Raw genomic sequence first — 25000 nt, forward strand, 5'->3', positions numbered from 1 at the left:
TGCGATCGCTAAACCTTTGATCTGGGGCAAGTTTTAGACAACATTTAAACAGAAAATATCAAAACTGTTGAAATAATCCTCCTTTTCTTTACAGAAAAAGGCTTTTAGAGTTTAGCGATCGCATTTTAGAGCCGACTTTGAAACAGCCCTGCCGGTCGGGGTGGGCTGGCGGCGCGGACAACAATCTGTCACAGTTCAAGGCTAAAACTCCAACCCTGTTGTTTAAACCCTAACGATTGATAGAATTCATGGGCTGCTGTACGTTTTAAATTGGAGGAAAGCATGGCTTTATAACATCCCGCCTCACGGCTGAGTTTAAGGGCTTCCTGCATCATGGCTTTCCCAATTCCTTGATTTCGGTAGGCAGAAGTGACAACAACGGCATCGATAATGGCAGATTTGCTATCATGTAAAATTAGGGGAATAAATAATAAGCTGAATGTACCCACAGGTTCACCGTTGAGCCATGCAATATAAATATTGTAGTTGGGAAATTGTTGAATTTGCTTGAAAATTTGCTCAATGTAGCCTAGAGATAGAGGGGATTCTCCATCAATTTCTGTATATAATTGATTTAACACAGGTAAATCAAGGGATGTTACTCGTTTAATTTCTAATAGCATTGGTATTTCAATCTTAACAAACATTAATTGACTTGAAAATCCGCACAATTACTTGTTTCTAATGAATGAATTGTTGCCAATTTCCCCAGATTAGAGGTTTTCTAAATCTAAGGTTATCATTATTAGAGATTCACTCTCGGAGGAATTTATGTCAGTTTTAGAAGCAACTTGGACAAGTAAATTTATCACCACAAATGGTGTAAAACTCCATTATGTCACCCAAGGGGAAGGGCCCTTAATGGTGCTATTACATGGATTTCCTGAATTTTGGTATTCTTGGCGCTATCAAATCCCCGAATTTGCCCAAGCTTATCAAGTGGTTGCGGTGGATTTAAGAGGCTATAACGAGAGTGAAAAACCGAAAGAATTATCTGCTTATTCTCTGAAGGAATTAGTTTTAGATGTGAAAGGGTTGATTGCAGGATTAGGATATGATGAATGTGTGTTAGTTGGACATGATTGGGGCGGTGCAATTGCTTGGAGTTTTGCTTATACTTATCCCCAAATGTTGAGTAAATTAATTGTATTGAATCTTCCTCATCCCACTAAATTTAAGCAGGGTTTCTGGACGATTGATCAATTACAGAAAAGCTGGTATATCTTTTTCTTTCAACTGCCTTTTTTCCCGGAATTGTGGCTACAAGCGGATGATTATCGTGTTATTGGTGAACTATTTGCTAAAATGGCAATCGATAAAAATACCTTTAGCCAAGCGGACTTAGATATTTATAAAGATGCCGCCGCTAAACGGGGAGCTTTAACCGCAATGGTGAATTATTATCGTAATCTTTTTCCCAGTTTTTTGACCACTCAAAAAACCCAAGGTTTATTAAATGTACCTACGTTAATGATTTGGGGAGAAAATGATCTCGCATTAGGTCAAGAATTAACCTATGGAACAGAAGAATATGTTCGAGATTTTCAAATTCGATATATTCCTAATTGTAGCCATTGGGTACAACAAGAACGCCCTGAATTAGTTAATCAATATATGTGGGAATTTTTGAATGCAGAGCCGATAGAAGAATGAGGAGAAGCAGGGGAGAAGGGGAGACGTGCTATGGGGGGTCTGCACCAGTCACCAGTCACCAGTCAACAGTCAACAGTCAACAGTCACCAGTCAACAGTCAACCGTCAACAGTCAACCGTCAACAATTAATATCAAGAAACTTTAACATCCACTTGAAGATGTCAAAAGTTTCTGTAACAATAAATACAGAAGCGAAAATATTTATAGGGGTAGTCCTGGGTAACAAACCTAATCTTGAGGATAGGCAGAAACCAGGGGGGATTGCTTTTTTGTTCAGTTTCAGCACGATGGAAACAGAGTTGATACTCACTCTCAGGAGTGTCAGGACTGTCCTTGGTGTCTGAACCCTCTTAAGGTGGAGTGTTTTTTATGAAAACTCAATGGCAAATTTATCGACAATTAGAGTTAATTCCTGATACCGTTTTATTACCTTCACCGGAAAAAGGAACATCAACGTTCTATAAAGGTGGACTGTGGCGAGGGTTGGTCAGCTATTGTACTCAAAATTTATCTGATCAACAAAAAATAAACCATCTCAAAACCTGTTTTCAACTTAACTATTCCGACCCTGATTTAACAGAAAAATTTAATTTTTTTCAAACGATTTGGCGAGTTTTAAATCAACCGATTAAACTGTCTCCGTTTTTCACTCAATCAGAACCTTATGTCTGGACAAGTTCTAATTCTTTAGGTCATATCCAATGGCATATTTATGATCCCAAAAATGGACAAACCTATGATTTAAACTCGGAAGAAGATGTTTTAGGTTGGTTAGAAAAACGGGAGCCTAATTAGGGAAGTTGACGATTTACGGTTAGCGGTTGATGTTAAAACCTAACGAGGTTTAATTCTTCTTAAGGATTGAATTGTATTAACAGTATGGTCTGCAACTTGTTTAATTTCTGCTTCTGTTGTGAACCGACCCAGACCAAAACGAATCGAAGCATAGGCTAAATTATCGGGATGACCTAATGCTTTTAAAACGTGAGAGGGTTCAATTTTTGTGGAGGTACAAGCGGAACCGGAAGACACTGCCATAATGGGTTGTAATCCTAATAATAAAGCTTGACCATCAACCCCTTCAATACTAATGTTTAAATTTCCGGCTAACCGTTGTTGCGGATGACCGTTTAAATAGATTCCTTCTAGGGTTGATAATTTTTGCCAAAGGGTTTCTCGTAATTGTATTAACCGTTGAGTTTCTGTTAACATTTGGGATAAGGAAAGTTCAATGGCTTTAGCAAATCCGACAATTTGAGGGGTGGGTAATGTTCCCGAACGCATTCCTCGTTCATGGCCGCCGCCGTGAAGTTGGGCTGCTAATTTTACTCTAGGGTGGCGACGCCGAACATACAACGCCCCGATGCCTTTTGGCCCATAAATTTTATGAGCCGTTAAAGACATTAAATCAATATTCATTTGTTGAACATCCAGAGGAATTTTACCAATAGCTTGAGCCGCATCTGTATGAAATAAAATTGAATGTTGATGACAAAGTTCTCCGATTTCTGCTAAGGGTTGAAGTACCCCAATTTCGTTATTGGCTGCCATAATAGAAACTAAAATAGTATCAGGACGAATGGCTATTTTAAGTTCGGCTAAATCCACAATTCCATCCGGTTGAACAGGAAGATAAGTAATTTCAAACCCCAACGTTTCTAAATAATGACAGGGATCGAGAATTGCGTTATGTTCAGTCAGAACTGTAATAATATGTCTACCTTTATTAAAATAAGCTTCAGCAACTCCTTTGATGGCTAAATTATTGGCTTCCGTGGCTCCACTGGTAAAAATAATTTCTTCTGGAGTGGCGTTAATCCCATTGGCAATAATTTCTCTGGCTTGCTTAATAGCGGCTTCAGCTTCCCAACCGTAAAGATGATTAATACTAGCAGCATTGCCAAAGTGTTCCGTAAAATAGGGAAGCAGAGTTGCTAAAACTTGAGGATCAAGGGGGGTTGTGGCGTTACAATCGAGATAAATTGGACGGGGAGACATGACAATTTTCAAGAATAAGGGATCAGTTTTAATGCTGTAATGTTTAAATTAAGTTTAACATAAATTTTAAATCAATTTTGATTTTTGATCACTCAAAAACCGTTTATATCCTATAATAGATAATAAAGTGGTATTGATGGCTAATAATTATATGACCGAACCCAAAAACGCTTTAAATCTGTTTCGGACTGCTTATGAACATCGGTATACTTGGGATGCTAACTTTCCCGGTTATCGTGCCGATATTGAACTCAAACAGGGAGATGAAGTCTACCTAGGTCATATTCAGATTCACCCTGATTTGAGTGTAGAAGTCACTGGAATTGCAGATGAAGACGTTAAGCAAAGCGTCTATACCCAACTCCGGGATATTATTACCCATCGCAAACGAAATTCCTTTGAACAAGCGCATGGAAAAAATAAATTTAGTTTAGGGAAAACCGATGATTCGGGGGCGATAGAAATTCTGGTTGAAGGTGATGCAATGGGGTCGAACTATTCGGTTCGGGGTGATGAAATTTGCCGCGTTAGTCGTGTGATGGGTCGGATGGGATTTGTGATTAACACCCACGAAAGTTTAGACACTGATCAAGGTTACATTGCCAGCCGTTATGATGTGGTATTCCGTAACCCTCAAACTCAAGAAATTATTCGAGAACTGGAGTTTGAAGATACCTTTGAAAAATTCGGGAACTATTACATTATGACTCGCCAAGTTATTCACTCCAAAGAAGCGGATAAGCTGATGACAACGGAGTTTAACTATTCCCAAGTCAAATTGCTTGAACCTGTTGCGGTTTAATCGAGATCATTGATTGATCCTATCGGATTAATTTATGATTTCAATCCCCTGCAAAGAACGCTAGAATTAAACTATCCAAAGACTATTTCTGCACAATTCACTGAAGGTAAACTATGACAACATTAGCACTCACTGAAGATAACGTAGAGACAGTTTTAGACGAATTACGCCCTTATCTGATGGCGGATGGGGGAAATGTGGAAATCGTTGAAATCGATGGCCCGATTGTTCAACTTCGATTACAAGGCGCCTGTGGGTCTTGTCCGAGTTCGACTATGACCTTAAAAATGGGAATTGAACGTCGTTTACGCGAAAGAATTCCTGAAATTTCTGAAGTTGTAGCCGTTGCTTAGGAGGTTGCATCCCTAACCCTATGTTCAAAGTTCAAGAATTAAAAATCCTGAACTTTGAACAAACTTTAACCTGATAGAAACCTAGATTTTCTTATCCTTATCCCCTAGCCTATGCCCTTTTCATGCGTGTTTTATTAGTAGAAGATGATCAGAATCTAGCTGAGATCTTGGTGGAGGCTTTAGTTCACCAAAGCTACACTGTGGATGTGGTGATGGATGGAATTTCGGGGTGGGAACAGGCACAACGATTAAGTTATGATTTAATGATTTTAGATGTGGGATTACCGCAGTTAGATGGGATTAGTTTGTGTCAAAAATTGCGATCGCAAAATATTACTACCCCGATTCTTCTGTTAACCGCTTATAATCATCGAGAAGATAAAGTAAAAGGCTTTGATGCGGGGGCTGATGATTATGTCGTTAAACCCTTTGATATTCAGGAATTATTGGCTAGAATTCGAGCGATATTACGCCGAAGGGAACATCCAACCTCTATCACTTTAGAATGGGAACATCTTTGTCTAAATCCGAATACCTGCGAAGTGACTTATCAGGGAAAAAAGCTAAATTTAACCCCGAAAGAATATGGATTATTAGAGCTATTTCTTAAACATCGTCAACGAGTTTTTAGTTTAGATGTAATTTTAGAACAACTCTGGACATTTGAAGAACCTCCAACCGAAAATACGGTGCGGGCGCATATTAAAGGATTAAGAAATAAACTGAAAGTCGCCGGAGCACCGGGAGATTTAATTGAAACCGTTTATGGTTTAGGCTATCGTCTCAAACAAGATTCTCCCCCCAAACCAGAACCGAAAAAAAATCCCATAAAACAGACTAAAAATAAACCAGAATTCAATCAAGCTCTGGTAAAAATTTGGGAACGCTATCAAACAAAAATAGGCGATCGCATTACCTTATTAGAAGAATTTACCCTCGCTATCAAAGCGGGAAAACAAGATGAAACCCTCCGGCTACAAGCCCAACAAGAAGCCCATAAACTCGCTGGATCTTTAGGAACATTTGGTTTAGGACGAGGTTCCGTTTTAGCCAGAGAAATCGAACAATTATGTCAAAATTCAAGCTGGAATTCCGAAGAAATTACCCAGGTTCAGCAATTAGTCTGTAAACTGCGAGCCGAAGTTGAACATAACTCCCCCCATTCTCCGCCTCATCTTGTCTCAAAAAAACAACTTCATCCTCAATCTTTAGCGATCAAATCTAATCATAAAATTTGGATTATTAGTCAAGATCAACTATTAATTCAGTCCGTACAAACAGCCGCTTTAAACTTAGGAATTGACACCCAAACTTTGACCGATTTATCGATTATAACTGAAATAAAATCCCTATCTCTGAGCGAACAAAATTCTCCCCTTGTATTTTTAGATTTTGATTTTTATTGTTCCTATAATTTATTAACCCAACTCACTCAGCAAACCCCCTCTATTCCCGTAATTGTTTTAACAGAAGAAAAAAACTTTACTCAACGGGTTAAAGTTGCTCAATCTGGCGGACAAGCATTTTTACAAAAGCCCGTGACTTCAGAACAAATCATTAAAGTCATGATGGATGTCTTACATCAAAGCTGTACATTAAATGCAAAAGTCCTGATTGTTGATGATGATTCCCAGATTCTCGAAACATTTCAAGCCCTACTTGAACCTTGGGGAATTCAAACTTTTACAGTAGAAGATCCTCGACATTTTTGGGAAATTCTCGAAGCAGCAACCCCAGATTTATTAATTTTAGATATTGAAATGCCTTATTTAGATGGCATTGAACTGTGTCAAGTTGTTCGGGCTGATTCCCGTTGGAAAAGTTTACCGATTATGTTTCTTACCGCCCACACAAATCGAGAAATACAACATCAAGTTTTTATGGTGGGTGCCGATGATTATTTAACAAAAACTACAGAAGCTTCTATTTTGGTGAATCGAATTTTAAATCGATTAAGGCGAACTCAAAGCTTGCGAGAATCTTCAGCAAAATTTTGATGGTCTATTCCCCCTTCTAATTGCTTTTTTGAAGTGATCATTAAAATCTATAAAACCCTTAAAATTTTATGAAAATGATTAATCAAAATTCCCAAACTGAAACTCAATTTATTGCTTCCTTACAAGCGGTTAATCAACGATTAATTCAAGAAATTCAAGAACGACAACGGGTTGAAGAAGCCTTACGAGAAAGTTCAGAACGCTTGAAAACCTTAATTAACGCCATGCCCGATTTAGTCTGTTTTAAAGATGGTTCAGGACGTTGGTTAGAAGCCAATCAAGCCATATTAGAACTATTTCAACTCAATACCTTAGATTATCAAGGAAAATCGGATACTGAATTAGCTGAATTAGTCGAACAAGTTCATGGCACTACTCTTTATCGAAATGCCTTAATCGCCTGTCAACAATCCGATGAACAAGCTTGGAAGACAAAACAGCTTTCTCAACAGGAAGAAATTATCCCAACTTCAGATGGAACCTTGAAAGTTTTTGATGTGATTAAAGTTCCTTTATTTAATCCCAATGGAGAACGCAAAGGATTAGTAATATTAGGACGAGATATTACAGAACGCCAAAAAACAGAAGATGCTTATAAACGATTGGCTGCGATTGTGGAATCCTCCGAAGATGGAATTATGGGCAAAACCATAGAAGGAAAAATTATGAGTTGGAATCAAGGGGCTGAACAAATTTATGGCTATTCCGAAGCCGAAGTTAAAGGTCGTTTATTTAGCTTTTTAACATTACCCGAAAGATTTAAAGAAATGCCCCAAATTTTAGCCAGTATTCAATCGGGGGGCAGTATTGATCATTATGAAACCGTTCATATTCGCAAAGATGGACAGCATATTGATGTATCCTTAACGATTTCTCCGATTAAAGATGCTCAGGGAAATATTACCGGACTTTCTACAATTTCCCGTGATATTAGTTATCGGAAAAGAATCGAAAAAACCTTAGAACAACTGCGTCATCAAAATGAATTGATTTTAGATTCAGCCGGAGAAGGAATTTGTGGTTTAAACCGAGAAGGAAAAATTACCTTTGCTAATCCAGCAGCCACTAGAATGACCGGATATACAGTGCGAGAACTACTGATGAGTGATTGGCACAAAATCACTGAAAAGGGGATTAATGTTTCCCCAATACCCTCCCAGACTTGGCAACAAAAACCGATTTCTGTCCCTCATAAAAACCCGGATCATCAACAAGATTCTCAGATTTTTGCTACCTTAAAAGATGGTCAAGTTCGTCATGTCACTGATGAAGTCTTTTGGCGACAGGATGGAACTTTTTTTCCCATCGAATATGTGAGCACTCCTATTGAAAATCAAGGGGAAATTATTGGGGCTGTGGTCACATTTAAAGATATTACAGAACGGCAAGCTATGGAGAAAATGAAAGATGAATTTATCTCTGTTGTTAGCCACGAACTCCGTACCCCGTTAACCTCAATTCATGGAGCATTAGGATTATTAGCCAGTGGATTATTAGATACTCAACCTGAACGGGCTAAACGAATGCTAGAAATTGCCGTTACCAATACAACGCGCTTAGTTCGTTTAATTAATGATATTCTCGATTTAGAACGGATGCAAGCCGGACAAATTACCCTCGATAAAAAAGCTTGTAATTTAGCCGATTTAATGCTTCAAGCCACTAATGAAATGATGGGAATAGCCGAAAAAACAGGGGTGAAGATATTAATGAAACCCCTAGACGTTCGAGTATGGGCAGCACCGGATCGAATTATTCAAATGTTAACGAATTTATTAAGTAATGCCATTCGATTTTCTAGCGTAGAAAGTTGTGTTTGGTTTAATGCCACCCGATCGCCTTCTTCCTTAGAAGTTTTGATTACTGTTCAAGACCAAGGACGAGGAATTCCTGCTGATAAACTCGAAACAATTTTTGGCCGTTTTCAACAGGTAGATGCGTCCGACTCCCGCCAAAAGGGAGGAACTGGACTCGGACTCGCCATTTGTCGTACTATTGTACAGCAACATAGCGGTCATATTTGGGCCGAGAGTACACTGGGAGAAGGAAGCACTTTCTTTGTGCGTTTACCTGTTTTGGCGGAAGCAGGAGAAGACCCTCACCCTTCTGTCATTGAAATTAATTCAATCTGACATTTATTAACCTTTTTCAAAAATTTCTACTTCCTATTTAACCTTAATAAAATGACAACAAAACGGATTTTATTGATTGATGATGAAGACGATATTCGAGAAATTGCCCAACTCAGTTTAGAAATGATTGCAGGTTGGCAGGTTTTTTTAGCAAATTCGGGACGCAAAGGCATTCAAACTGCCCAAAACCAACAACCGGATGCGATTCTTTTGGATGTGATGATGCCGGAATTAGATGGGTTAGCAACCTTTCAATCTTTACAAGCTGACCCCATAACTCAGGAAATTCCGGTTATTTTACTCACCGCTAAAGTTCAATCCTCTGACCAACGCAAATTCGCTTTATTAGGGGTGAGGGGTTTAATTACTAAACCCTTTGAACCTTTGACTTTAGCCGAACAAGTTGCTAAAATTTTGGGATGGAATTTCACTTAAAGGTTTTCAAGCCCATCTTCGCTGCAAACCATTAACTTTTGTAAAAAAACACGAACTTCTATCACTATTTCTACGGTCTTCACAAGATCTTCATATTTTGCTTCTATCTTAAAGAGTATAGTCCACCTGCTAACAGGAGACTATATGAAACTCACCTAGGAGGTGGAGACCATGCCCTCAGTCTATATCATGCTTCTGACCTTTGCTTTGGCTTCCATCTGGATTTATACACAAACCTCTAACGATATTCCCTTTGTGTTAGCGGGAGTTAGTGGCCTTGTCTGCTTAATTTGGGGTTTTGCATTTGCACATTGGAGCATTCAACTACTAATTGTACTGGGGTTGTGGCGTTTGTACAAATTTTATATGCCGGAAGAAATCAACTTGGGTTAATGTTGATTCCCTCTCTAATTATTGATTGACTTTGAATAACAAAAATCCCCCAAACACTACAAATTTGAGGGATTCTTGCTTTTTAGGGGATTGTTACTCAAAGGATTCTCAGGTTAACGCCCAGAATCTTTGAGTGTTTTGAGAAGAATTAGAAAAATTACATTAAGCCGAGTTGAGACAGAATTCCTTGACCCGTCAGGAGTTCCGTCGCTAAACCGATGGCGAATCCTAACATCGCTAAACGGCCATTCCAAGTTTCCGCGAAGTCTGTAAACCCAAACTTGGTGTCTTTGCTTTCCATAATTAATAACTCTCCTGTGTGCTTGAGTCAACTACATAAAAGTTAACACAACTTTCCCAAGTTTGCAACTTTTAGTTAAGAAAGCTTGACAAATCCCCAAAACTCTGTTCTCCCGTAGGGTGCGTAAGCAACGCGCACGCACCTGACTGAAGTTCTCCCGTAGGGTGCGTAAGCAACGCGCACGCACCTGACCCAACTACAAGATCAAGGTTGCAGATTTCTTCGCATTATGCTAAGATCATTTAAAAAATGTTAATTTCTAATGATTACATTAAATTACTCACAAGTTTTCCTCCGCGCCCTATAACATCTGAGGAAGAATTAGAATTGACTCAAACTAGGATTGATCAATTATTAGATCAGGGGAAACTGAGTCAAGATGAAAAAGACTATTTGAATGTGTTAGGCGCTTTAGTTTATGAATATGAACAACAGCAAGAACCTATTCCTGATATTTATGGAGTAGAATTGCTCAAAAGTTTAATCGAAGATAATGGTTTACGTCAAAAAGACTTAGTTTCGATTTTTAAAACTGAATCTATCGTCTCGGATATTCTCAACGGAAAACGAGAACTCACGAAACGACATATTGAAGAATTAGCTCAATTTTTTCATGTTTCTCCTGCGGTTTTCTTTCCTATAAATTAAATGAAAAAAATGAACTCTCAATATAGTATTTTAATTCAATGGTCAGATGAAGATCAAAAATATGTGGTGAGTTTACCTGAATTTGGGCCTTATGCTCATACTCACGGGGAAACCTACGAAGAAGCCTTAAAAAGTGGTCAAGAAGTATTAGAACTTTTAATTGAAGATTATCAGGCGAGAGGAAAAGAACTTCCTAAGCCTTTAACAATTCCAGTCTAGTTGATCTTCATAAATCAGTTTATTAGTTAGGGATTTTAACCATAAAAATCTTCATCTAAAATTTGCTCAATTGAAAACGGACAAATTTGAGGATATTCTTCTTGATTAGGAATACGAACCCCAAATTGAGCGCGTTTTCCTTCTTTAATTGCTAACCGACGACCATCAACATAAGCCGTTTCCAGGGCAGTTTTTAAATAAGATTTTAAAGAAGGAGTTTGTTGCAGTTGCTTTTGAACACGCTGACGATGTTCATCAACGGAATTATACCAACTTCCTTTGATCATTTCTGGCGCATCTTTTTGCACCCTTAACTTTAGTAAATGCGCCAGCAAAACCATCAAATTACTTTCCAGGCGATTTTTTTCCGATTTTCCCAACTCGGTTAACTCCTCAACTAAATGTTCCATATCCACAGCAGCAAAATCGCCTTGTTGTAACTGTTCAATTGTTTGCTGAAGCCAAAGTTGAAAATCTTTTTCATAGAGATATTTAAGCATTTTTCCAACCCTTTAAAGTTAATTCAAGAACCCATGACAGCAGGCGGTTGACGGATGATTGAACTCATTGTCCCCCAAATGTGTAAAAATCAAGTACGGTAATATTGGAAATTGAGAGTAAACTGTGAGTTCAACTGTCGCACTGCCAACAGATACACAAACAACGGTCAATCTGTCTCGTCGTCCTGTTTTTCCCTTCACCGCAATTGTCGGCCAGGAAGAAATGAAACTGGCTCTGATTTTAAATATTATCGATCCTAAGATCGGTGGTGTGATGATTATGGGCGATCGCGGTACGGGAAAATCAACGACGATCCGCGCCTTAGCTGACCTACTCCCGGAAATTGAAGTCATCGCCGATGACCCCTTTAATAGTCATCCCACCGATGCGGAAATGATGAGTGATAGCGTCCGAGAACGTCTGAGTCAACATCAACAGGTTCCCGTGTCCCGCAAAAAAGTGCCTATGGTAGATCTACCGTTGGGGGCCACAGAGGATCGGGTTTGCGGTACGATTGATATTGAAAAAGCCTTATCGGAAGGGGTAAAAGCCTTTGAACCGGGACTTTTAGCCAAAGCAAACCGGGGGATTTTATATGTAGATGAGGTCAACCTCCTCGATGATCACTTGGTTGATGTGTTATTAGACTCGGCGGCCAGTGGTTGGAACACCGTTGAACGGGAGGGAATTTCAATTCGTCACCCCGCACGGTTTGTGTTAGTGGGTTCTGGAAACCCCGAAGAAGGGGAATTAAGACCGCAATTATTAGATCGGTTTGGAATGCACGCCGAAATTAGAACCGTCAAAGAGCCGAATTTGCGAGTTAAAATTGTTGAAGAACGGACTTCTTTTGATCAAAATCCTGAAGTTTTTTTAGAAAAGCATATTAATGATCAACATCAATTACAACATAAAATTGTAGAGGCTCAAACCCTGCTTTCTTCTGTAGAAATTGATTATGATTTGAGGGTAAAAATTTCTCAAGTTTGTTCAGAATTAGATGTAGATGGTTTACGGGGAGATATTGTTAGTAACCGAGCCTCCAAAGCCTTAGCCGCATTAGAAGGACGAACAGAAGTAACTATTGATGATATTCAACGGGTAATTACCTTATGTTTACGTCACCGTTTGCGGAAAGATCCGTTAGAAACAATTGATTCTGGTTTTAAAGTGCAGAAGGTTTTCCGTCAAGTATTTGGTTTACCTGAAGAATAGTAATCGTAGGGGCGGGGTTCTCCCGCCCTTACTGACTGAAGAATAGTAATCGTAGGGGCGGGGTTCTCCCACCCTTACTGACTGAAGAATAGTNTCCCCGCCCTTATTAAGACAGGAATCATCAGGTCAGAAGACGCAAAATAGGAGGCAATCATCAAAATTTAATCATTATTATTAACAGCTATAACGATTAACTTCTTTACTGATAACGGAAGATGGGCGGGAGAACCCCGCCCCTACGGAAGATGGGCGGGAGAACCCCGCCCCTACGGATAACTGATTACTGTTGGTGCGTGCGCGGAGCTTACGCACCCTACATTTTATGAAAAAAATAATTTTAGGGTTTGATCCGGGTTTGGCAACATTAGGATTTGGAGCAATTGAGTGTGAAGTTGATGATAAAACTCAGGAACAAGAAGCGGTTTCTATGATTGATTTTGGGGTAATTAAAACACCAGCAAAAACGGAATTAGGGAAGCGGTTATGTATTATTTATGATGATGTTAACCAGTTATTAACCCATATTAAACCCGATTTGGCTATTGTGGAGAAACTGTTTTTTTATCGGATGGGAAATACGATTGCGCTTGCTCAAGCCAAAGGAGTGTTATTATTAGTCTTAGCTCAACACCAGATTCCGTTAGTCGAGTTTACTCCCGGTCAAGTTAAAAAGGCGTTGACGGGACATGGCAATGCGGATAAATATCAAGTTCAGCAAGCGGTTGCACGGGAATTGAATTTAACAGAAATTCCTAAACCTGATGATGCTGCGGATGCTTTAGCCGTTGCATTAACCGCTTGGTTTGATCCTGATATTATGTTTCAATATCAGTTATAGCAGTCGCGCAAACACGGTTAGGACAAAGATTAATGCTGAAAGCTAGGCTTATGTCCCTCTTTTTCTTTCTGTTTCCTGTTCCCAGATCCGATGTTCTCTACTATAATTCCCTGAAGTTTAACTGATTATTTATGATTATTCTAACTTCTCAAGAAATTGCTCAATTTCGCTCGCAACTGGCTGAATATTCCGTTGCTTTGGAAGCTTTAGATCAAATTGAAGATTGTGAAGGAGATCTCGAAGATGCGGCAATAGATATGGCAATTCGTGTGGGTCAATCACCCGATACTTCGGAAAATTGGTTAGATGGTTTAGCGAAACGATATCGCGTGAGTTTGTGTAATAAAGACTTCCGAGAAGAATTAATTCAAGGCAATATTAAAGCGATGGTAGAAGCTTTAATTGCAGAAAATCAATGCCCTGCATTATTAATTACTCCCGTTGTTCTTTATGCAGTAAAATCTGGAATTAATCAATTTTGTGAACCTTTAGAATATAAATTCTAATATCCCAGGGTGACGGGATGGTAACGTCCGCACCCGATTGATTCTAAAATTAAGGATATTGACTCAAAATCAGCAGAGTCTATTTTTTGAAATAAGGGAAACAGGCAAAAATATTAATAAACCCTGACGAAGTTAGATATTCGGTAACACAATAACCCCGAAAACGGAAATTTTAGCCTAAAATTGAGAATCAAATACCAACCGAATTCAGGAGTGATTTGTGAGTCCAGAAACCTTAGTCAAAGAAATCCCTGTTAGCAGTAATTTTAGTATTGATGACTTTAATTCTCAGGTCATGAATACCTACGCCCGTTTCCCCATTGCTTTAGAGCGGGGAGAAGGGTGTCGTGTTTGGGATACGAATGGCAAAGAATACTTAGATTTTGTCGCCGGAATTGCAACTTGTACCCTGGGACACGCCCATCCTGCCTTAATTGAAGCGGTGACAAAACAAATTAAAACCTTGCACCATGTTTCTAATTTATATTATATTCCCGTGCAAGGAGAATTAGCCAAATGGTTAACCGATCATTCCTGTGCAGATAAAGCATTTTTCTGTAATTCTGGAGCGGAAGCCAACGAAGGCGCGATTAAATTAGCTCGGAAATATGCCCATGAGAAATTAAATATTGAAGACCCAGTTATTATCACCGCCCATGCAAGTTTTCATGGTCGGACTTTAGCTACAATTACAGCAACAGGACAACCGAAATATCAAAAAGGTTTTAGTCCTTTAGTTCCAGGGTTTGTTTATGTTCCTTATAATGATATTGAAGCTTTAGAATCAACAATTGCTGATGTCGATAAAGATGGGCGACGGGTAGCCGCGATTATGTTAGAAGCCCTGCAAGGAGAAGGCGGTGTGCGTCCTGGAGATCTTGCATATTTCCAAAAAATTCGTCAAATTTGCGATCAAAAAGGCATCCTTTTAATCTTAGATGAAGTGCAAGTTGGCATGGGTCGTAGTGGCAAATTATGGGGGTATGAAAACTTAGGAATTGAACCCGATATTTTCACTTCAGCTAAGGGTTTAGGGGGTGGAATTCCCATTGGGGCGATGATGTGTAAAGCGTTTTGTGATGTTTTTGAACCCGCAAGTCATGCGTCTACCTTTGGCGGAAATCCTTTTGTTTGTGCGGTGGCGTTGGCAGTTTGTCAAACGTTAGAACGAGAAAATATTCTGGAAAATGTACAAAAACGGGGTGAACAACTTCGCAGCAAATTAACAGAAATTGCTCAAAAATATCCTAATTTAATTGCGGAAGTCCGAGGATGGGGTTTAATTAATGGTTTGGAATTAAAAGCTGATGTAGAATTAACTTCTCCAGAGGTGGTAAAAGTAGCAATGGAAGCCGGGTTATTATTAGTTCCGGCTGGCCCCAAAGTCTTGCGTTTTGTTCCCCCATTAATTGTGACGGAGGAGGAAGTTAATACAGCCTTAAAAGCGGTTGAAAATGCCTTAGAACAGTTAACAGCTTAATTGTAAAATTCCCTATTCTTTTTTCTGGAATCGAAAAAGAGTAGGGAATATTTTAGGGTTAATATAGTAATATTTGCTCTTTCCTGAATGTTATCAAGATCTTCTGGGGCGATCATATAGCAATCCCAAATAGGTTATAATAAGAAATTAGAGTTTAAAATTTAGCTAAAAGATAGCAATCCCTGCTAAAATTTTTACTAAACTTAAATGGGGTCACAATTTCATTAAGTTAATTATGGCTTACAATGATTTTACTTTAAAACAGTTGCAAAAACAATTTAATCTTAAAATTGAAGATCAAGTTGATTTATTTACGAATATTAATCCTGTTAGTCCTACTAAGCTCCTGCAAACGATTATTGAAGAGAATTTACCCTTGGCGATCGCCATTAGCACTGAAAAAGCTCGATCTGAATTGTTAATTATGCCCATCTTATTAGAGGTAAGGCGACAATTAAATAAAACCATTAGTTTATTTTCTGGTACAGAATTTAACGTTGATCCAAGTCAAGGATTAAATGGATATTGTGATTTTATTTTAACCCTTTCTCCTCAACAAATTACAATTAACTCGCCTATTATTACTATTATAGAAGCTAAAAATGAAAATATTAAATCCGGTTTAGGGCAATGTGCATCAGCCATGATAGCAGCCCAACTGTTCAACCAACAAGAAAATAATTTAATTCCCACTCTATATGGATCTGTCACAACAGGAACAGATTGGAAGTTTTTAACATTAGAAGAAAATCGTTTAAAAATTGATCGTCTTGATTATTATATTAATGATTTAAACAAAATTATAGGAATTTTAATTCATGCGATTAAAAGTTCTAGCTTGGCTGAATAATTAATTTATTGTTATACTCAATTGATGGAGGTAAACCCACAATGACCACAACAACGTTACTTTTACCTGAACAACGCACCCTTTTAAAACAAGTCAGTTGGAAAACGTTTATTAATTTATTAAACGATTTAGGAGATAATCGTTCGGCTCGTTTATATTATGATCAGGGAGTATTAGAGATTATGACCCCATTAGGAGAACATGAAAATAATAATCGGTTTATTGATGATTTAATTCGGGCTATAGCTGATGAATTAAACCTAAATCTCAAAAAAATGGGGTCTTTAACATTAAAACGAGAAGAACTTTTAAAAGGTGCAGAACCCGATTCTTGTTATTATTTAGAAAATGAACCGTTAGTTAGACATAAACAAAATATTGATTTAGAATCAGACCCGCCTCCTGATTTAGTTTTAGAAATTGATATCACTAGCAGTTCTTTAGATAAACGTCCGATTTATGCGGCTTTTGGTGTTCCTGAACTCTGGCGTTATAACGGGAGAAAATTAGAAGTATTTATTTTAGATAAAACAACTCAATCTTATCATAAATTAACTCAAAGTTCACATTTTCCTTGGCTACCTTTAGAACTCATTCCTCAATATATTCGTCAAAATTTAATCGATGGAGAAACTGCAACATTAAAAGCCTTTAGACGTTTTGTTAGACAGTTCATTCCTTCTTGAATAAGTAAGGTTAAATACCCTAACAATAGCAACATATTGAATTTTTGTATAAGTTTCCTTATTCAGCTTGACCGATTAAAATAAAACCAGCCCAATCTTGAGGATTTGGATAATTTTTCATCGTGATTAACATCGCTTGACGCAAAGCTTGGGCTTTATCATTAGTTTGTTGAAGTTGCTGATAAAATGTTTGCATCAGTTCAGCAGTTTGAGTATCAGGAACTTTCCAAAGAGAAACAATTAAACTCGGAATACCAGCCGCTATTAAGGAACGAGATAAGCCTAAAATTCCATCACTGGTAATGGTTCCTGCTCCTGTATTACAAGCACTTAAAACCACTAAATCAGCCGTTAAATTTAAGCGCAGAATTTCCTCAGAGGTGAGTAACCCATCATCGGAAGCCGAGGGAGAAAGAGCGATCGCACCGGGAATTCCAGACTCGGTTAAATCACTCAAAATTCCGTGAGTGGCGAGATGAATATAACGGGCATTTTCTATCCGTTGAATCACGTTAGATTCGGTTGCTTTTTCACCTAATAACGGTTCAGTTTGAAGCAGTTTAGCAATGGCGATCGCTTCTTTTTCACTAGCGGGAAGCGGTTGTAAAAATTGGGGTTCTTCACCAGGTAATAAAGCTACTTTAGGCATTTTGGGATTCCCCAAAACTAAGGCTATATTCCCCCCATTTCTGGGCTGTTGTTTTTGTTGATCTGCGGTTAATTGTAACAGTTGAATGGACGGAGAAGTTAAAATCGTATGCTTTTGAATTAGATAATTTCCCTGTTCATCTACTAAAGCCGGAAAGGGAACTAATAATAAGTCTTGATGGGGAATAAAAATGATCCGATCTTGGGGATTTTTAGGTAATAAATCTGCTATAGGTTCAATTAAAAGCTGATACAGTTTATTTAATTGTTTATTTGTCACATTATCTGCTGTTAGTGCTGAAATTTCTGAATCTAGGTTAGCACGATTTCCCCGAATTAGCTCATTTAAAGAAGGGAGCGGTGGCAGTTCTTCGGGACTTAACATCGGAACAAGGTTATCTGTCTTTAAATCCGTTAAATCAACAGACCGAAACTGCACCGCACCATCGGGTTTTATCACCCAAATTAATAAGGTAGAATTTTGCTTAAATTGATCAACAATAACCGAATATTCAACTAACGTCGCGTTTTGTAGTTTAGCAATTTTTTGAACATCCGAAAAGTTAGGCGATTTTATAGAAATAGACGTTAATTTTTCCGGTGATATCTTTTGCGCTACTAACTCAACAAACGCTCTAGCTCGACCTCGCTCAGAAACTTCTAAAGCTTTTTCGATTTGTTTTTGCTCAATTAATACCTGTTGCAAAACGCCATAACTTTTCGATAAGGTTTCAAAGAAAGAGACTTTATTAGCATCACTTAACCCAGGACGTAAAGACTCAACAATCTCAATGGCAGAATAAAGGGTTTGAGTGGCTTCAGCCAGTTTTACGACTTCAAACTCAGCGACACCTAAATTAATTAATGTTACCGCTTCACCCCGTTTATCTTGGATTTTTCGGCGCATTTCTAAGGCTTTTTGATAGAACTCAAACGCTTGAGGATACTGATTCTGAATGCGATAAATATAACCAATATTATTCAAAGCTTGCCCAACCGCTTCTAAATCTCCCACTTTTTCCATCATCGGCAAGCCTTCTTGATATAAAATAAAGGCTTTTTCATAATCTTTAAAACGTTCATAAACTGCCCCTAAATTAATCGTTAATTGACCAATACCTTGAGTATCCTGTTCTTGTTTGGCTAATTTTAAGGATTGCTCAAAAGCAAGTTTTGCTTGTTCATATTCCCCTAAAGAAATATAAGCTGACCCGATATTATTAAAAAGAATTCCTTCCGTCCGAGCATCATCTAAGGTTTTAATAACCGTTAAGGCTTGTTGAAAGTAAGATAATGAGTTTCGATGCTGTCCTAAAGCTTGATAAATCGCACCTAAATTTGATAATATATTAACTTCTCCCGACGTTTCGCCCAATTTCTGAACTAATTTTAAAGCTTGTTCAAATCCTTGAATTGCTTGGGGATATTGACCCAAACTTAGATAAGCGCTGGCTTGATTATTTAACGCTACACTAATGCCTTGTTCATCGTTTAATTGTTGATAAATTTTTAAGGCTTTTGTTGCTAACTGAAGGGCAAGTTTGGCGTTGCCTTGATTGCGGTAAACTAAGGCTAAATCATTTAAAGCTGTTGCTTCTAAAAATTGATTGTTTTGTTGTTGTGCGATCGCTAATAATTTCTCTAATATAACAACAGCTTCGGTGAAATTTCCTTGATCAATCTGTTCTGATGCTCTGTTATATATCTGTTCTAACTCAGTATTAGACTGAGCAAATGCCATAGGCATCATTAAGCCCAAGTATAATTGCATCAACAATGTAACCGCACCAATTCCCAAATCGGAAGCCTTTAGTCCCATAACCTTTATAATAAAAAAATATTGACTTTATTTGATAAGATTTTAACTGATATTGGTACTTCCCCTGCTATTTAATCAAAACAAAGTTAACCCCAAATTGAAATGACTGGACTTGATGAACAACTCCGCCAATTAATTGCTGAAACCTGCAAACACGCTCCCACCAGTGTTGAACGTCGCAAGGGTTTTACCCAAATTATTCGCCTCATTCAAAAATCCCGTAAATTGTGGCAAGAGTCCACACTTGACTATGAAGACGCATGGCAACATACCATGACTTTTCTTTACTTGAATCTTTGTGAAGCGACGACAGCAGCACAATATGACCCAGCCAGAGCGAGTGTAATTACCTGGCTTAATGTTTATCTAAAAGGACGATTAAAAGACTATTATTTAAAACAACAAAAACAGCAAAACCGTTCGATTTCTATTGATATTCCCCTCTGTGAAAATATTAATTTAATCGATACATTAGAAGCGCCTCCCGATATTCCCCCAATGTTAGAAGAAGTTCGTCACTGGGCGCAAACCGATGTCACCGGAGAGTTACGCAATAGTCACGTTCGCGGACGTCCAGATATTACCTGTCAATTGTTAATTTTAAGTCGCCTCCCGCCCGAAACCAACTGGGAACAACTGGCCCATGAGTTGGGAGTTGCGGTCAGTACCTTAAGTAGCTTTTATGAACGAAATTGTCGCAAACTTTTGCGTAATTTTGCTCGATCACAGGGATATATTGAATAGTTAACGATGGATAGGAAAGAGAAATTGCTTCTGCATTATTTTGACAAATCACTTTAAAAAAATTATGGTTAATCAACGTTTTAATTTAGAAGATTACGCTTTACCGATGATCATATCCCAGCAAGCGAGGGATATTGCCACCCAATTTGCGTTACGACATCCAAAAGGCGGTAAACGAGAACAAGTTTATCTGAATACATTAGCGGTTTGGGGAGTTCATTGTTATTTAGAATGGATGCAAATTGCAACGGAATTAGAGGCGAGTGATAGTTGGAACCCCATTATTCAACTCTGTGCAAATGTGGCTGATTTGCAAATAACAGGAGTGGGACGTTTAGAATGTCGTCCAGTACGGGAAAAACAACAAATTGTAAGCATTCCCCCAGAAGTACAAATTGACCGAATTGGATATGTGGTGGTACGGATTTTTGATAACTTAAAAACAGCAGAAATTTTAGGTTTTGTCAAAACTATTACTCAGGAAATACTACCTTTAGCACAGTTACAACCCATTGAAGAATTGTTAGTTAACTTAAATGCACCTCAACGGGCAGAATTTAAAACTCCTGTGCGATTAAGTTTATGGTTAATAGATGAATGGGAAGGACTTTGGCAGTCTATTTCTCGCCAACCTGCTTTAGGATTAAGAAGTTTATCTCGCGGTGATGAAGACTTTATTCAAGGAGCAAAATTAATTGATTTAAAAATGCAATTGGGGAGTCAATCTGTTGTATTGTGGGTGGCATTAACCCCAGAAACAGAAGGACAAATTGCGGTTAGGGTGCGGTTATATCCTGCCACCCCAGACCGTTATTTACCCCCGAATATCCAATTGATTTTATTATCAGAAACAGGTAAGATTTTATCAGAAGTTCAATCCCGTTTCCAAGATAATTATATTCAACTGCCTCGGTTTCGAGGAATGCCAGAAGAACAATTTAGTATTACCGTTCGTTTAGGGGAGGCATCTATTACAGAAAGATTTATTTTTTAAGGATAAAACTGATGCAAATTACGGCAGGCGGAGCCTGGTTTAAGCATTGCTAGGTAGAACCTAGCAACGAGAAACTCCTTACTGTTCTCTGTTCCCTGTTCTCTGTTCCCTGTTCCCTGTTCCCTGTTCCCTAACATGACCGAAAAAATTCTTACCATTGATTTAGGAAAAGGTTCATTAACAGCAGGATTTCCTTTAGTAACTGCCCGACTATCGGATTTAGAAAATCCCCGTCCGATTAAAATAACGGGTTGTTTACCTGCTGCACCAGAATTGATCAGGTTTTATCAACGTTGGCGGTTTATTTATCAAGAACTTTATCACACTTTAGGAATACTATCTCGGATTGAATTAGAACAAGAAGATATTACCCATGTTTCCGAAGTGGAACTTCAGGAAATCTGCACCCAATATATTTATCAGTTTAATCAATGGCTTAATTTTGCCGAATTTCGCACGATTGATCAACAGTTACGTTCAGCATTACAACCCACTGATGAAATTCAGATTATTTTAGAAACTTCTGATTTCCAAGTGCGACATTTACCTTGGCAATTATGGCATTTTTTTCATGATTATCCTCGCGCAGAATTAGCCCTCAGTCAACCCCAATACACTCGAAAAACCTCCCCGCCCGTTTCTCGTTCCAAAATCCGAATTTTAGCAATTTTAGGAAATAAAACGGGAATTGATATTGCAGAGGATCAAAAGATTTTAACGGTTTTACCTCAGACAGAAACGGTTTTTTTAATCGAACCTAATCCCCAACAACTGGATCAAGCTTTATGGGATACAAAAGGTTGGGATATTCTCTTTTTTGCTGGACATAGTGAAAGTCAAGAACAGGAAGAATCAGGAAACTTTAAAATTAATCATCAAGATAAAGTATCGATTAAAACGTTATTGCCTGCTTTTAAAAAAGCGATTGAAAACGGTTTAAAAATTGCTATTTTTAATTCCTGTGATGGTTTAGGTTTAGCCACCGAACTCGCTCAATTAAATATTCCTCAAACGATTGTTATGCGGGAACCTGTGCCTGATATTGTGGCGCAAACATTTTTAAAACATTTTTTACAAGCCTTTTCACAAGGTCAATCTTTATATTTAGCTGTGCGACAAGCCAGAGAACGGTTATACATCTTAGAAAATCGTTTTCCCTGTGGTAGTTGGTTGCCTGTAATTTGTCAAAATCCGGCAATTGTTCCCGTCCGTTGGCAAGATTTAAAACCTCGCCAAAATCTGCAAAAGTTGCCAAGTTTGGAGTTTAGAAAAATCGGATTTATTAGTTTAACGATTACTCTTTTAGTCTGTTTAATTCGTCAGGGGGGATGGCTAGAATTTTGGGAGTTGAAAGTTTATGATCAAATGATGCGATCGCGTCCAATTGAAAAACAAGATTATCGTTTATTATTAGTAACGGCTTCAGAAGCAGATATTCAAGCGTTAAGAGGTTGGACAGTTTCTGATCAAATTCTGACTCAATTTTTACAAAAACTTGCTGAATATAAACCGAGAACTATTGGATTAAATCTCTATCGAGATCTGCCCGTTGAACCGGGATATCAAAGTATAAAAAATCAATTTAAAACCCAAAATAATCTATTTTTAATTTGTAAACAACCTGATAAAAATGATTCCGGTGTTGCTGCTCCGCCCGATGCTCCTCCTCTGCAAGTTGGATTTAATGATGTGATGCGAGATTCTGATCAAATTCTGCGCCGTCAACTGTTATTTCTGAGTAATCCTCAAGGATGTCAAACCAATCGTTCTTTAGCAATTCAACTGGCTTTTCATTATTTAAAACAGCAAGGAATTCAACCCCAAATCCTGCCACAAGATCAAATTAAATTGAGTAATCTGATTTTAAAACCAATGGAATCTGATATCGGATTTTACCCAAAATCGGATGGAAAAGGATATCAAATTATGCTAAACTATAGATTATCAGAACCCATTGCCCCGGAAGTAACGTTTACACAAATTCTTAATGGCGAAGTTGATCCCAATCTAATTAAAGATAAATTAGTTTTAGTCGGTGTTAATGCTATCAGCACTAAAGATCAAGGTCATCGCACCCCCTACAGTCAGGATCAAGAAGTACGAGGATTAATGATTCAGGCGCAAATGGTTAGTCATATTCTGTCTGCGGTTTTAGATCATCGTCCGTTGTTAAAAGTGGGGTCAAAATGGACAGATGCACTCTGGATCGGGTTTTGGACGCTATTAGGGGGGGTTTCGGCTATGTTGACCCGCGATCGCACCGCAATAATAATCACTTTGGGAACTGCAACCGCAGTCTTGTACGGCGTGTGTTGGGGGTTGTTTCTGGCGGCGATGTGGGTTCCTTTTATTCCGGCGTTGCTGGGGTTGGTAGGTGCGGGGGTTTGGGTGTGGCGATCGCAATTTAATAAAAAAATCTGAAAATTGCGTAAAACCTGTGTTTTGGTTCCAATAAGTTACTAAGCCAGAAATTTTAAGACGGCTTACCTTACATTTAACCAGAACATCAAGGGAGTGGACATGGATCAGTCTAAAATTAATCAAATTGAACAACAGATTCAAGATGAAAAATTAGTGAAAATGGTTAAATTATCGCAGCGAAGTATTGCATTAGCGGTGATTATTAGCCTAATTATTCCCATCGGAGGTTATATTTATACTGGTCGTTGGGCAGCTTTTTTTAAATTATTGCTAATTGGCGGTTTTTTAGGAGGACTAGGATTGATTATTACTCCCGAAGATTCTAAAGGTGGTACTTTAGTTGCGATCGCCTGTGCAGGAACGTTAATTGCTCCAATTGATAATGGCATTGCCATTTCATCGGCTCGGAAAAAGGTTAACAATTCAATTTGAGTCAAAAACTAATTCGGGAAAAATTTGATTCTTCGCCATTAATCGTTTACCTATGAAGCAACTAACGTTAGTTCTGTCTATTCTTTTAGCGGGAATTTTAATAACATTAAATTCTACAAAATCCGGGGTTGCTCAACACGGTTCACAATCTTTAGAAGTCGCCGTTGAATTTCAAGATCCTGATCGGGGTGAACCTAATGAAGATCGTGAAGGTTCCTCCGGTCGAACCAATTGTCCGGCTGTTTCTCAACCCTTAACTGCATTAATTCCTAAACAGAATATCGGGTTAACGTTATCAGGATATCCCACATTTATGATTTATGTTCCCTACAGTTCAACTTTATCAAGAAACGTAGAGTTTGTGTTATTGGATGAAGAGGAGAATGAAATTTTTAAACAAAGAATGCCTTTAACAGGAACCCCTGGAATTGTGAAATTTAAGTTACCCCAATCTGCACCGATGTTAGAAGTGGGTAAACAATATCGTTGGCAATTTTTCTATCAATGTAATCCCAGATTAAGGGCTGAGGATGATAAGGTTGAAGGGGCGATCGCCCGAATTAACCTCAATGAAACCTTAACCCGTCAGTTAGAAAAAGCCAATACACCCCTAGAACAAATTCAAGTCTATGCTCAAAATAAATTATGGTATGAAACCGTAACTTTATTAGCAGTATTGCGACAGGAAAAACCTCAAGATCAACAGCTTTTACAGGAGTGGAAAGAGTTATTAAATTCTATTGGGTTAGAAAGTTTAGCCGATGAACCCTTGAGTCCTTGTTGCAAACCCTAACAAGCCGAGAAACCGGGTTTCTTCAACGAGATTTCTGTTAAGCCACAAAGATTACAGCAGAAACCCGGTTTCTTCAACGAGATTTCTGTTAAGCCACAAAGATTACAGCAGAAACCCGGTTTCTTCAACGAGATTTCTGTTA

General features: G+C 38.3%; 26 protein-coding genes. 21 read left to right on the forward strand and 5 right to left on the reverse strand.

What is annotated here, in order from left to right; translation table 11 throughout:
• Positions 1–188: 188 nt before the first annotated feature.
• Positions 189–623, reverse strand: coding sequence for a GNAT family N-acetyltransferase (locus PL8927_RS23350; protein WP_083625978.1), 435 nt, complete (start codon positions 621–623; stop codon positions 189–191).
• A gap of 148 nt (positions 624–771) precedes the next feature.
• Between PL8927_RS23350 and PL8927_RS23355 the strand changes: the two genes are divergently transcribed.
• Together PL8927_RS23355 and PL8927_RS23360 are read left to right on the forward strand one after the other, a co-directional pair.
• A complete protein-coding gene (locus PL8927_RS23355; protein WP_083625866.1) occupies positions 772–1653 on the forward strand; it encodes an alpha/beta fold hydrolase in 882 nt (293 codons plus the stop codon).
• 369 nt (positions 1654–2022) lie between these two features.
• On the forward strand, positions 2023–2448 hold the full coding sequence (locus tag PL8927_RS23360) for a hypothetical protein (RefSeq protein WP_083625868.1): 426 nt from the start codon (positions 2023–2025) through the stop codon (positions 2446–2448).
• A 39-nt stretch (positions 2449–2487) separates the two neighbouring features.
• Here the strand turns inward: PL8927_RS23360 and PL8927_RS23365 are convergent, their stop codons facing one another.
• Positions 2488–3651: an IscS subfamily cysteine desulfurase gene (locus PL8927_RS23365; protein ID WP_083625869.1), complete on the reverse strand. Its 1164-nt coding sequence runs from the start codon at positions 3649–3651 to the stop codon at positions 2488–2490.
• Between the two features lie 151 nt (positions 3652–3802).
• On the opposite strand from PL8927_RS23365, the gene PL8927_RS23370 reads away from it, so the two are divergent.
• The 6 genes from PL8927_RS23370 (at position 3803) to PL8927_RS23395 (ending at position 9763) form a co-directional block, all read left to right on the forward strand.
• Positions 3803–4453 (forward strand): DUF3386 domain-containing protein, encoded by a 651-nt coding sequence (locus tag PL8927_RS23370; protein WP_083625979.1) that lies wholly within the window; start codon positions 3803–3805, stop codon positions 4451–4453.
• A 113-nt stretch (positions 4454–4566) separates the two neighbouring features.
• Positions 4567–4806, forward strand: a complete 240-nt coding sequence (locus PL8927_RS23375; RefSeq protein WP_083625870.1) for a NifU family protein — start codon at positions 4567–4569, stop codon at positions 4804–4806.
• 122 nt (positions 4807–4928) lie between these two features.
• Positions 4929–6803: a response regulator gene (locus PL8927_RS23380; RefSeq protein ID WP_083625871.1), complete on the forward strand. Its 1875-nt coding sequence runs from the start codon at positions 4929–4931 to the stop codon at positions 6801–6803.
• A 68-nt stretch (positions 6804–6871) separates the two neighbouring features.
• Positions 6872–8935, forward strand: coding sequence for a PAS domain-containing sensor histidine kinase (locus PL8927_RS23385; protein WP_197047535.1), 2064 nt, complete (start codon positions 6872–6874; stop codon positions 8933–8935).
• A gap of 51 nt (positions 8936–8986) precedes the next feature.
• Complete coding sequence (locus PL8927_RS23390; protein ID WP_083625872.1) at positions 8987–9370, forward strand: response regulator; 384 nt, start codon at positions 8987–8989, stop codon at positions 9368–9370.
• Between the two features lie 171 nt (positions 9371–9541).
• Positions 9542–9763, forward strand: coding sequence for a hypothetical protein (locus tag PL8927_RS23395; protein ID WP_083625873.1), 222 nt, complete (start codon positions 9542–9544; stop codon positions 9761–9763).
• A 157-nt stretch (positions 9764–9920) separates the two neighbouring features.
• Here the strand turns inward: PL8927_RS23395 and PL8927_RS23400 are convergent, their stop codons facing one another.
• The gene (locus PL8927_RS23400; protein ID WP_083625874.1) at positions 9921–10064 is read right to left on the reverse strand and encodes a chlorophyll a/b-binding protein; all 144 of its coding nucleotides are present in this window, start codon (positions 10062–10064) and stop codon (positions 9921–9923) included.
• Between the two features lie 327 nt (positions 10065–10391).
• Between PL8927_RS23400 and PL8927_RS23405 the strand changes: the two genes are divergently transcribed.
• Together PL8927_RS23405 and PL8927_RS23410 are read left to right on the forward strand one after the other, a co-directional pair.
• Entirely contained in the window at positions 10392–10712 is a 321-nt protein-coding gene (locus PL8927_RS23405) for a helix-turn-helix domain-containing protein (RefSeq protein ID WP_231506125.1), read from the forward strand.
• A 9-nt stretch (positions 10713–10721) separates the two neighbouring features.
• Positions 10722–10931 (forward strand): type II toxin-antitoxin system HicB family antitoxin, encoded by a 210-nt coding sequence (locus PL8927_RS23410; RefSeq protein ID WP_083625981.1) that lies wholly within the window; start codon positions 10722–10724, stop codon positions 10929–10931.
• A gap of 35 nt (positions 10932–10966) precedes the next feature.
• Here the strand turns inward: PL8927_RS23410 and PL8927_RS23415 are convergent, their stop codons facing one another.
• Positions 10967–11431: a DUF29 domain-containing protein gene (locus PL8927_RS23415; protein ID WP_083625876.1), complete on the reverse strand. Its 465-nt coding sequence runs from the start codon at positions 11429–11431 to the stop codon at positions 10967–10969.
• A 124-nt stretch (positions 11432–11555) separates the two neighbouring features.
• On the opposite strand from PL8927_RS23415, the gene bchI reads away from it, so the two are divergent.
• From bchI to PL8927_RS23445, 6 genes are all read left to right on the forward strand, one after another.
• Positions 11556–12647 carry a magnesium chelatase ATPase subunit I gene (bchI, locus tag PL8927_RS23420; protein ID WP_083625877.1) on the forward strand — a complete coding sequence of 364 codons (1092 nt, stop codon included), beginning with the start codon at positions 11556–11558 and terminating at the stop codon, positions 12645–12647.
• Between the two features lie 322 nt (positions 12648–12969).
• Positions 12970–13485, forward strand: coding sequence for a crossover junction endodeoxyribonuclease RuvC (ruvC, locus tag PL8927_RS23425; protein WP_083625878.1), 516 nt, complete (start codon positions 12970–12972; stop codon positions 13483–13485).
• Positions 13486–13616: 131 nt separating this feature from the next.
• The gene (locus tag PL8927_RS23430) at positions 13617–13991 is read left to right on the forward strand and encodes a hypothetical protein (RefSeq protein ID WP_083625879.1); all 375 of its coding nucleotides are present in this window, start codon (positions 13617–13619) and stop codon (positions 13989–13991) included.
• 220 nt (positions 13992–14211) lie between these two features.
• A complete protein-coding gene (locus PL8927_RS23435; RefSeq protein ID WP_083625880.1) occupies positions 14212–15471 on the forward strand; it encodes an aspartate aminotransferase family protein in 1260 nt (419 codons plus the stop codon).
• Between the two features lie 235 nt (positions 15472–15706).
• Entirely contained in the window at positions 15707–16321 is a 615-nt protein-coding gene (locus tag PL8927_RS23440) for a hypothetical protein (RefSeq protein WP_083625881.1), read from the forward strand.
• Positions 16322–16362: 41 nt separating this feature from the next.
• The gene (locus tag PL8927_RS23445; RefSeq protein ID WP_083625882.1) at positions 16363–17007 is read left to right on the forward strand and encodes a Uma2 family endonuclease; all 645 of its coding nucleotides are present in this window, start codon (positions 16363–16365) and stop codon (positions 17005–17007) included.
• Between the two features lie 58 nt (positions 17008–17065).
• On the opposite strand, the gene PL8927_RS23450 is transcribed toward PL8927_RS23445, so the two are convergent.
• Positions 17066–19474: a CHAT domain-containing protein gene (locus PL8927_RS23450; RefSeq protein WP_156093306.1), complete on the reverse strand. Its 2409-nt coding sequence runs from the start codon at positions 19472–19474 to the stop codon at positions 17066–17068.
• 102 nt (positions 19475–19576) lie between these two features.
• Here PL8927_RS23450 and PL8927_RS23455 point away from each other — a divergent pair, with 102 nt between their 5' ends.
• The 5 genes from PL8927_RS23455 to PL8927_RS23475 all read left to right on the forward strand — a co-directional run bounded on the left by PL8927_RS23455 (position 19577) and on the right by PL8927_RS23475 (position 24858).
• Positions 19577–20218, forward strand: coding sequence for a hypothetical protein (locus PL8927_RS23455; protein WP_083625883.1), 642 nt, complete (start codon positions 19577–19579; stop codon positions 20216–20218).
• Between the two features lie 64 nt (positions 20219–20282).
• On the forward strand, positions 20283–21212 hold the full coding sequence (locus tag PL8927_RS23460) for a DUF1822 family protein (RefSeq protein ID WP_083625884.1): 930 nt from the start codon (positions 20283–20285) through the stop codon (positions 21210–21212).
• A gap of 135 nt (positions 21213–21347) precedes the next feature.
• Positions 21348–23633 carry a CHASE2 domain-containing protein gene (locus PL8927_RS23465; protein WP_083625885.1) on the forward strand — a complete coding sequence of 762 codons (2286 nt, stop codon included), beginning with the start codon at positions 21348–21350 and terminating at the stop codon, positions 23631–23633.
• A 99-nt stretch (positions 23634–23732) separates the two neighbouring features.
• Positions 23733–24065, forward strand: coding sequence for a hypothetical protein (locus PL8927_RS23470; protein ID WP_083625886.1), 333 nt, complete (start codon positions 23733–23735; stop codon positions 24063–24065).
• Positions 24066–24117: 52 nt separating this feature from the next.
• Positions 24118–24858: a DUF928 domain-containing protein gene (locus PL8927_RS23475; RefSeq protein ID WP_083625887.1), complete on the forward strand. Its 741-nt coding sequence runs from the start codon at positions 24118–24120 to the stop codon at positions 24856–24858.
• The last annotated feature ends 142 nt before the right edge of the window (positions 24859–25000 follow it).

The sequence above is a fragment of the Planktothrix serta PCC 8927 genome (assembly GCF_900010725.2).
GTDB classification, from domain to species: Bacteria; Cyanobacteriota; Cyanobacteriia; order Cyanobacteriales; family Microcoleaceae; genus Planktothrix; species Planktothrix serta.

Coding starts and splice junctions, on each gene's coding strand:
- PL8927_RS23455 (WP_083625883.1), top strand. CDS start 19,577: ATGACTGGACTTGATGAACAACTCCGCCAATTAATTGCTGAAACCTGC.
- PL8927_RS23470 (WP_083625886.1), top strand. CDS start 23,733: ATGGATCAGTCTAAAATTAATCAAATTGAACAACAGATTCAAGATGAA.
- PL8927_RS23440 (WP_083625881.1), top strand. CDS start 15,707: ATGGCTTACAATGATTTTACTTTAAAACAGTTGCAAAAACAATTTAAT.
- PL8927_RS23445 (WP_083625882.1), top strand. CDS start 16,363: ATGACCACAACAACGTTACTTTTACCTGAACAACGCACCCTTTTAAAA.
- PL8927_RS23415 (WP_083625876.1), bottom strand. CDS start 11,431: ATGCTTAAATATCTCTATGAAAAAGATTTTCAACTTTGGCTTCAGCAA.
- PL8927_RS23465 (WP_083625885.1), top strand. CDS start 21,348: ATGACCGAAAAAATTCTTACCATTGATTTAGGAAAAGGTTCATTAACA.
- PL8927_RS23450 (WP_156093306.1), bottom strand. CDS start 19,474: ATGGGACTAAAGGCTTCCGATTTGGGAATTGGTGCGGTTACATTGTTG.
- PL8927_RS23475 (WP_083625887.1), top strand. CDS start 24,118: ATGAAGCAACTAACGTTAGTTCTGTCTATTCTTTTAGCGGGAATTTTA.
- PL8927_RS23370 (WP_083625979.1), top strand. CDS start 3,803: ATGACCGAACCCAAAAACGCTTTAAATCTGTTTCGGACTGCTTATGAA.
- ruvC (WP_083625878.1), top strand. CDS start 12,970: ATGAAAAAAATAATTTTAGGGTTTGATCCGGGTTTGGCAACATTAGGA.
- PL8927_RS23460 (WP_083625884.1), top strand. CDS start 20,283: ATGGTTAATCAACGTTTTAATTTAGAAGATTACGCTTTACCGATGATC.
- PL8927_RS23390 (WP_083625872.1), top strand. CDS start 8,987: ATGACAACAAAACGGATTTTATTGATTGATGATGAAGACGATATTCGA.
- PL8927_RS23400 (WP_083625874.1), bottom strand. CDS start 10,064: ATGGAAAGCAAAGACACCAAGTTTGGGTTTACAGACTTCGCGGAAACT.
- PL8927_RS23430 (WP_083625879.1), top strand. CDS start 13,617: ATGATTATTCTAACTTCTCAAGAAATTGCTCAATTTCGCTCGCAACTG.
- PL8927_RS23385 (WP_197047535.1), top strand. CDS start 6,872: ATGAAAATGATTAATCAAAATTCCCAAACTGAAACTCAATTTATTGCT.
- PL8927_RS23395 (WP_083625873.1), top strand. CDS start 9,542: ATGCCCTCAGTCTATATCATGCTTCTGACCTTTGCTTTGGCTTCCATC.
- PL8927_RS23410 (WP_083625981.1), top strand. CDS start 10,722: ATGAACTCTCAATATAGTATTTTAATTCAATGGTCAGATGAAGATCAA.
- PL8927_RS23350 (WP_083625978.1), bottom strand. CDS start 623: ATGCTATTAGAAATTAAACGAGTAACATCCCTTGATTTACCTGTGTTA.
- PL8927_RS23365 (WP_083625869.1), bottom strand. CDS start 3,651: ATGTCTCCCCGTCCAATTTATCTCGATTGTAACGCCACAACCCCCCTT.
- PL8927_RS23355 (WP_083625866.1), top strand. CDS start 772: ATGTCAGTTTTAGAAGCAACTTGGACAAGTAAATTTATCACCACAAAT.
- PL8927_RS23360 (WP_083625868.1), top strand. CDS start 2,023: ATGAAAACTCAATGGCAAATTTATCGACAATTAGAGTTAATTCCTGAT.
- PL8927_RS23380 (WP_083625871.1), top strand. CDS start 4,929: ATGCGTGTTTTATTAGTAGAAGATGATCAGAATCTAGCTGAGATCTTG.
- PL8927_RS23375 (WP_083625870.1), top strand. CDS start 4,567: ATGACAACATTAGCACTCACTGAAGATAACGTAGAGACAGTTTTAGAC.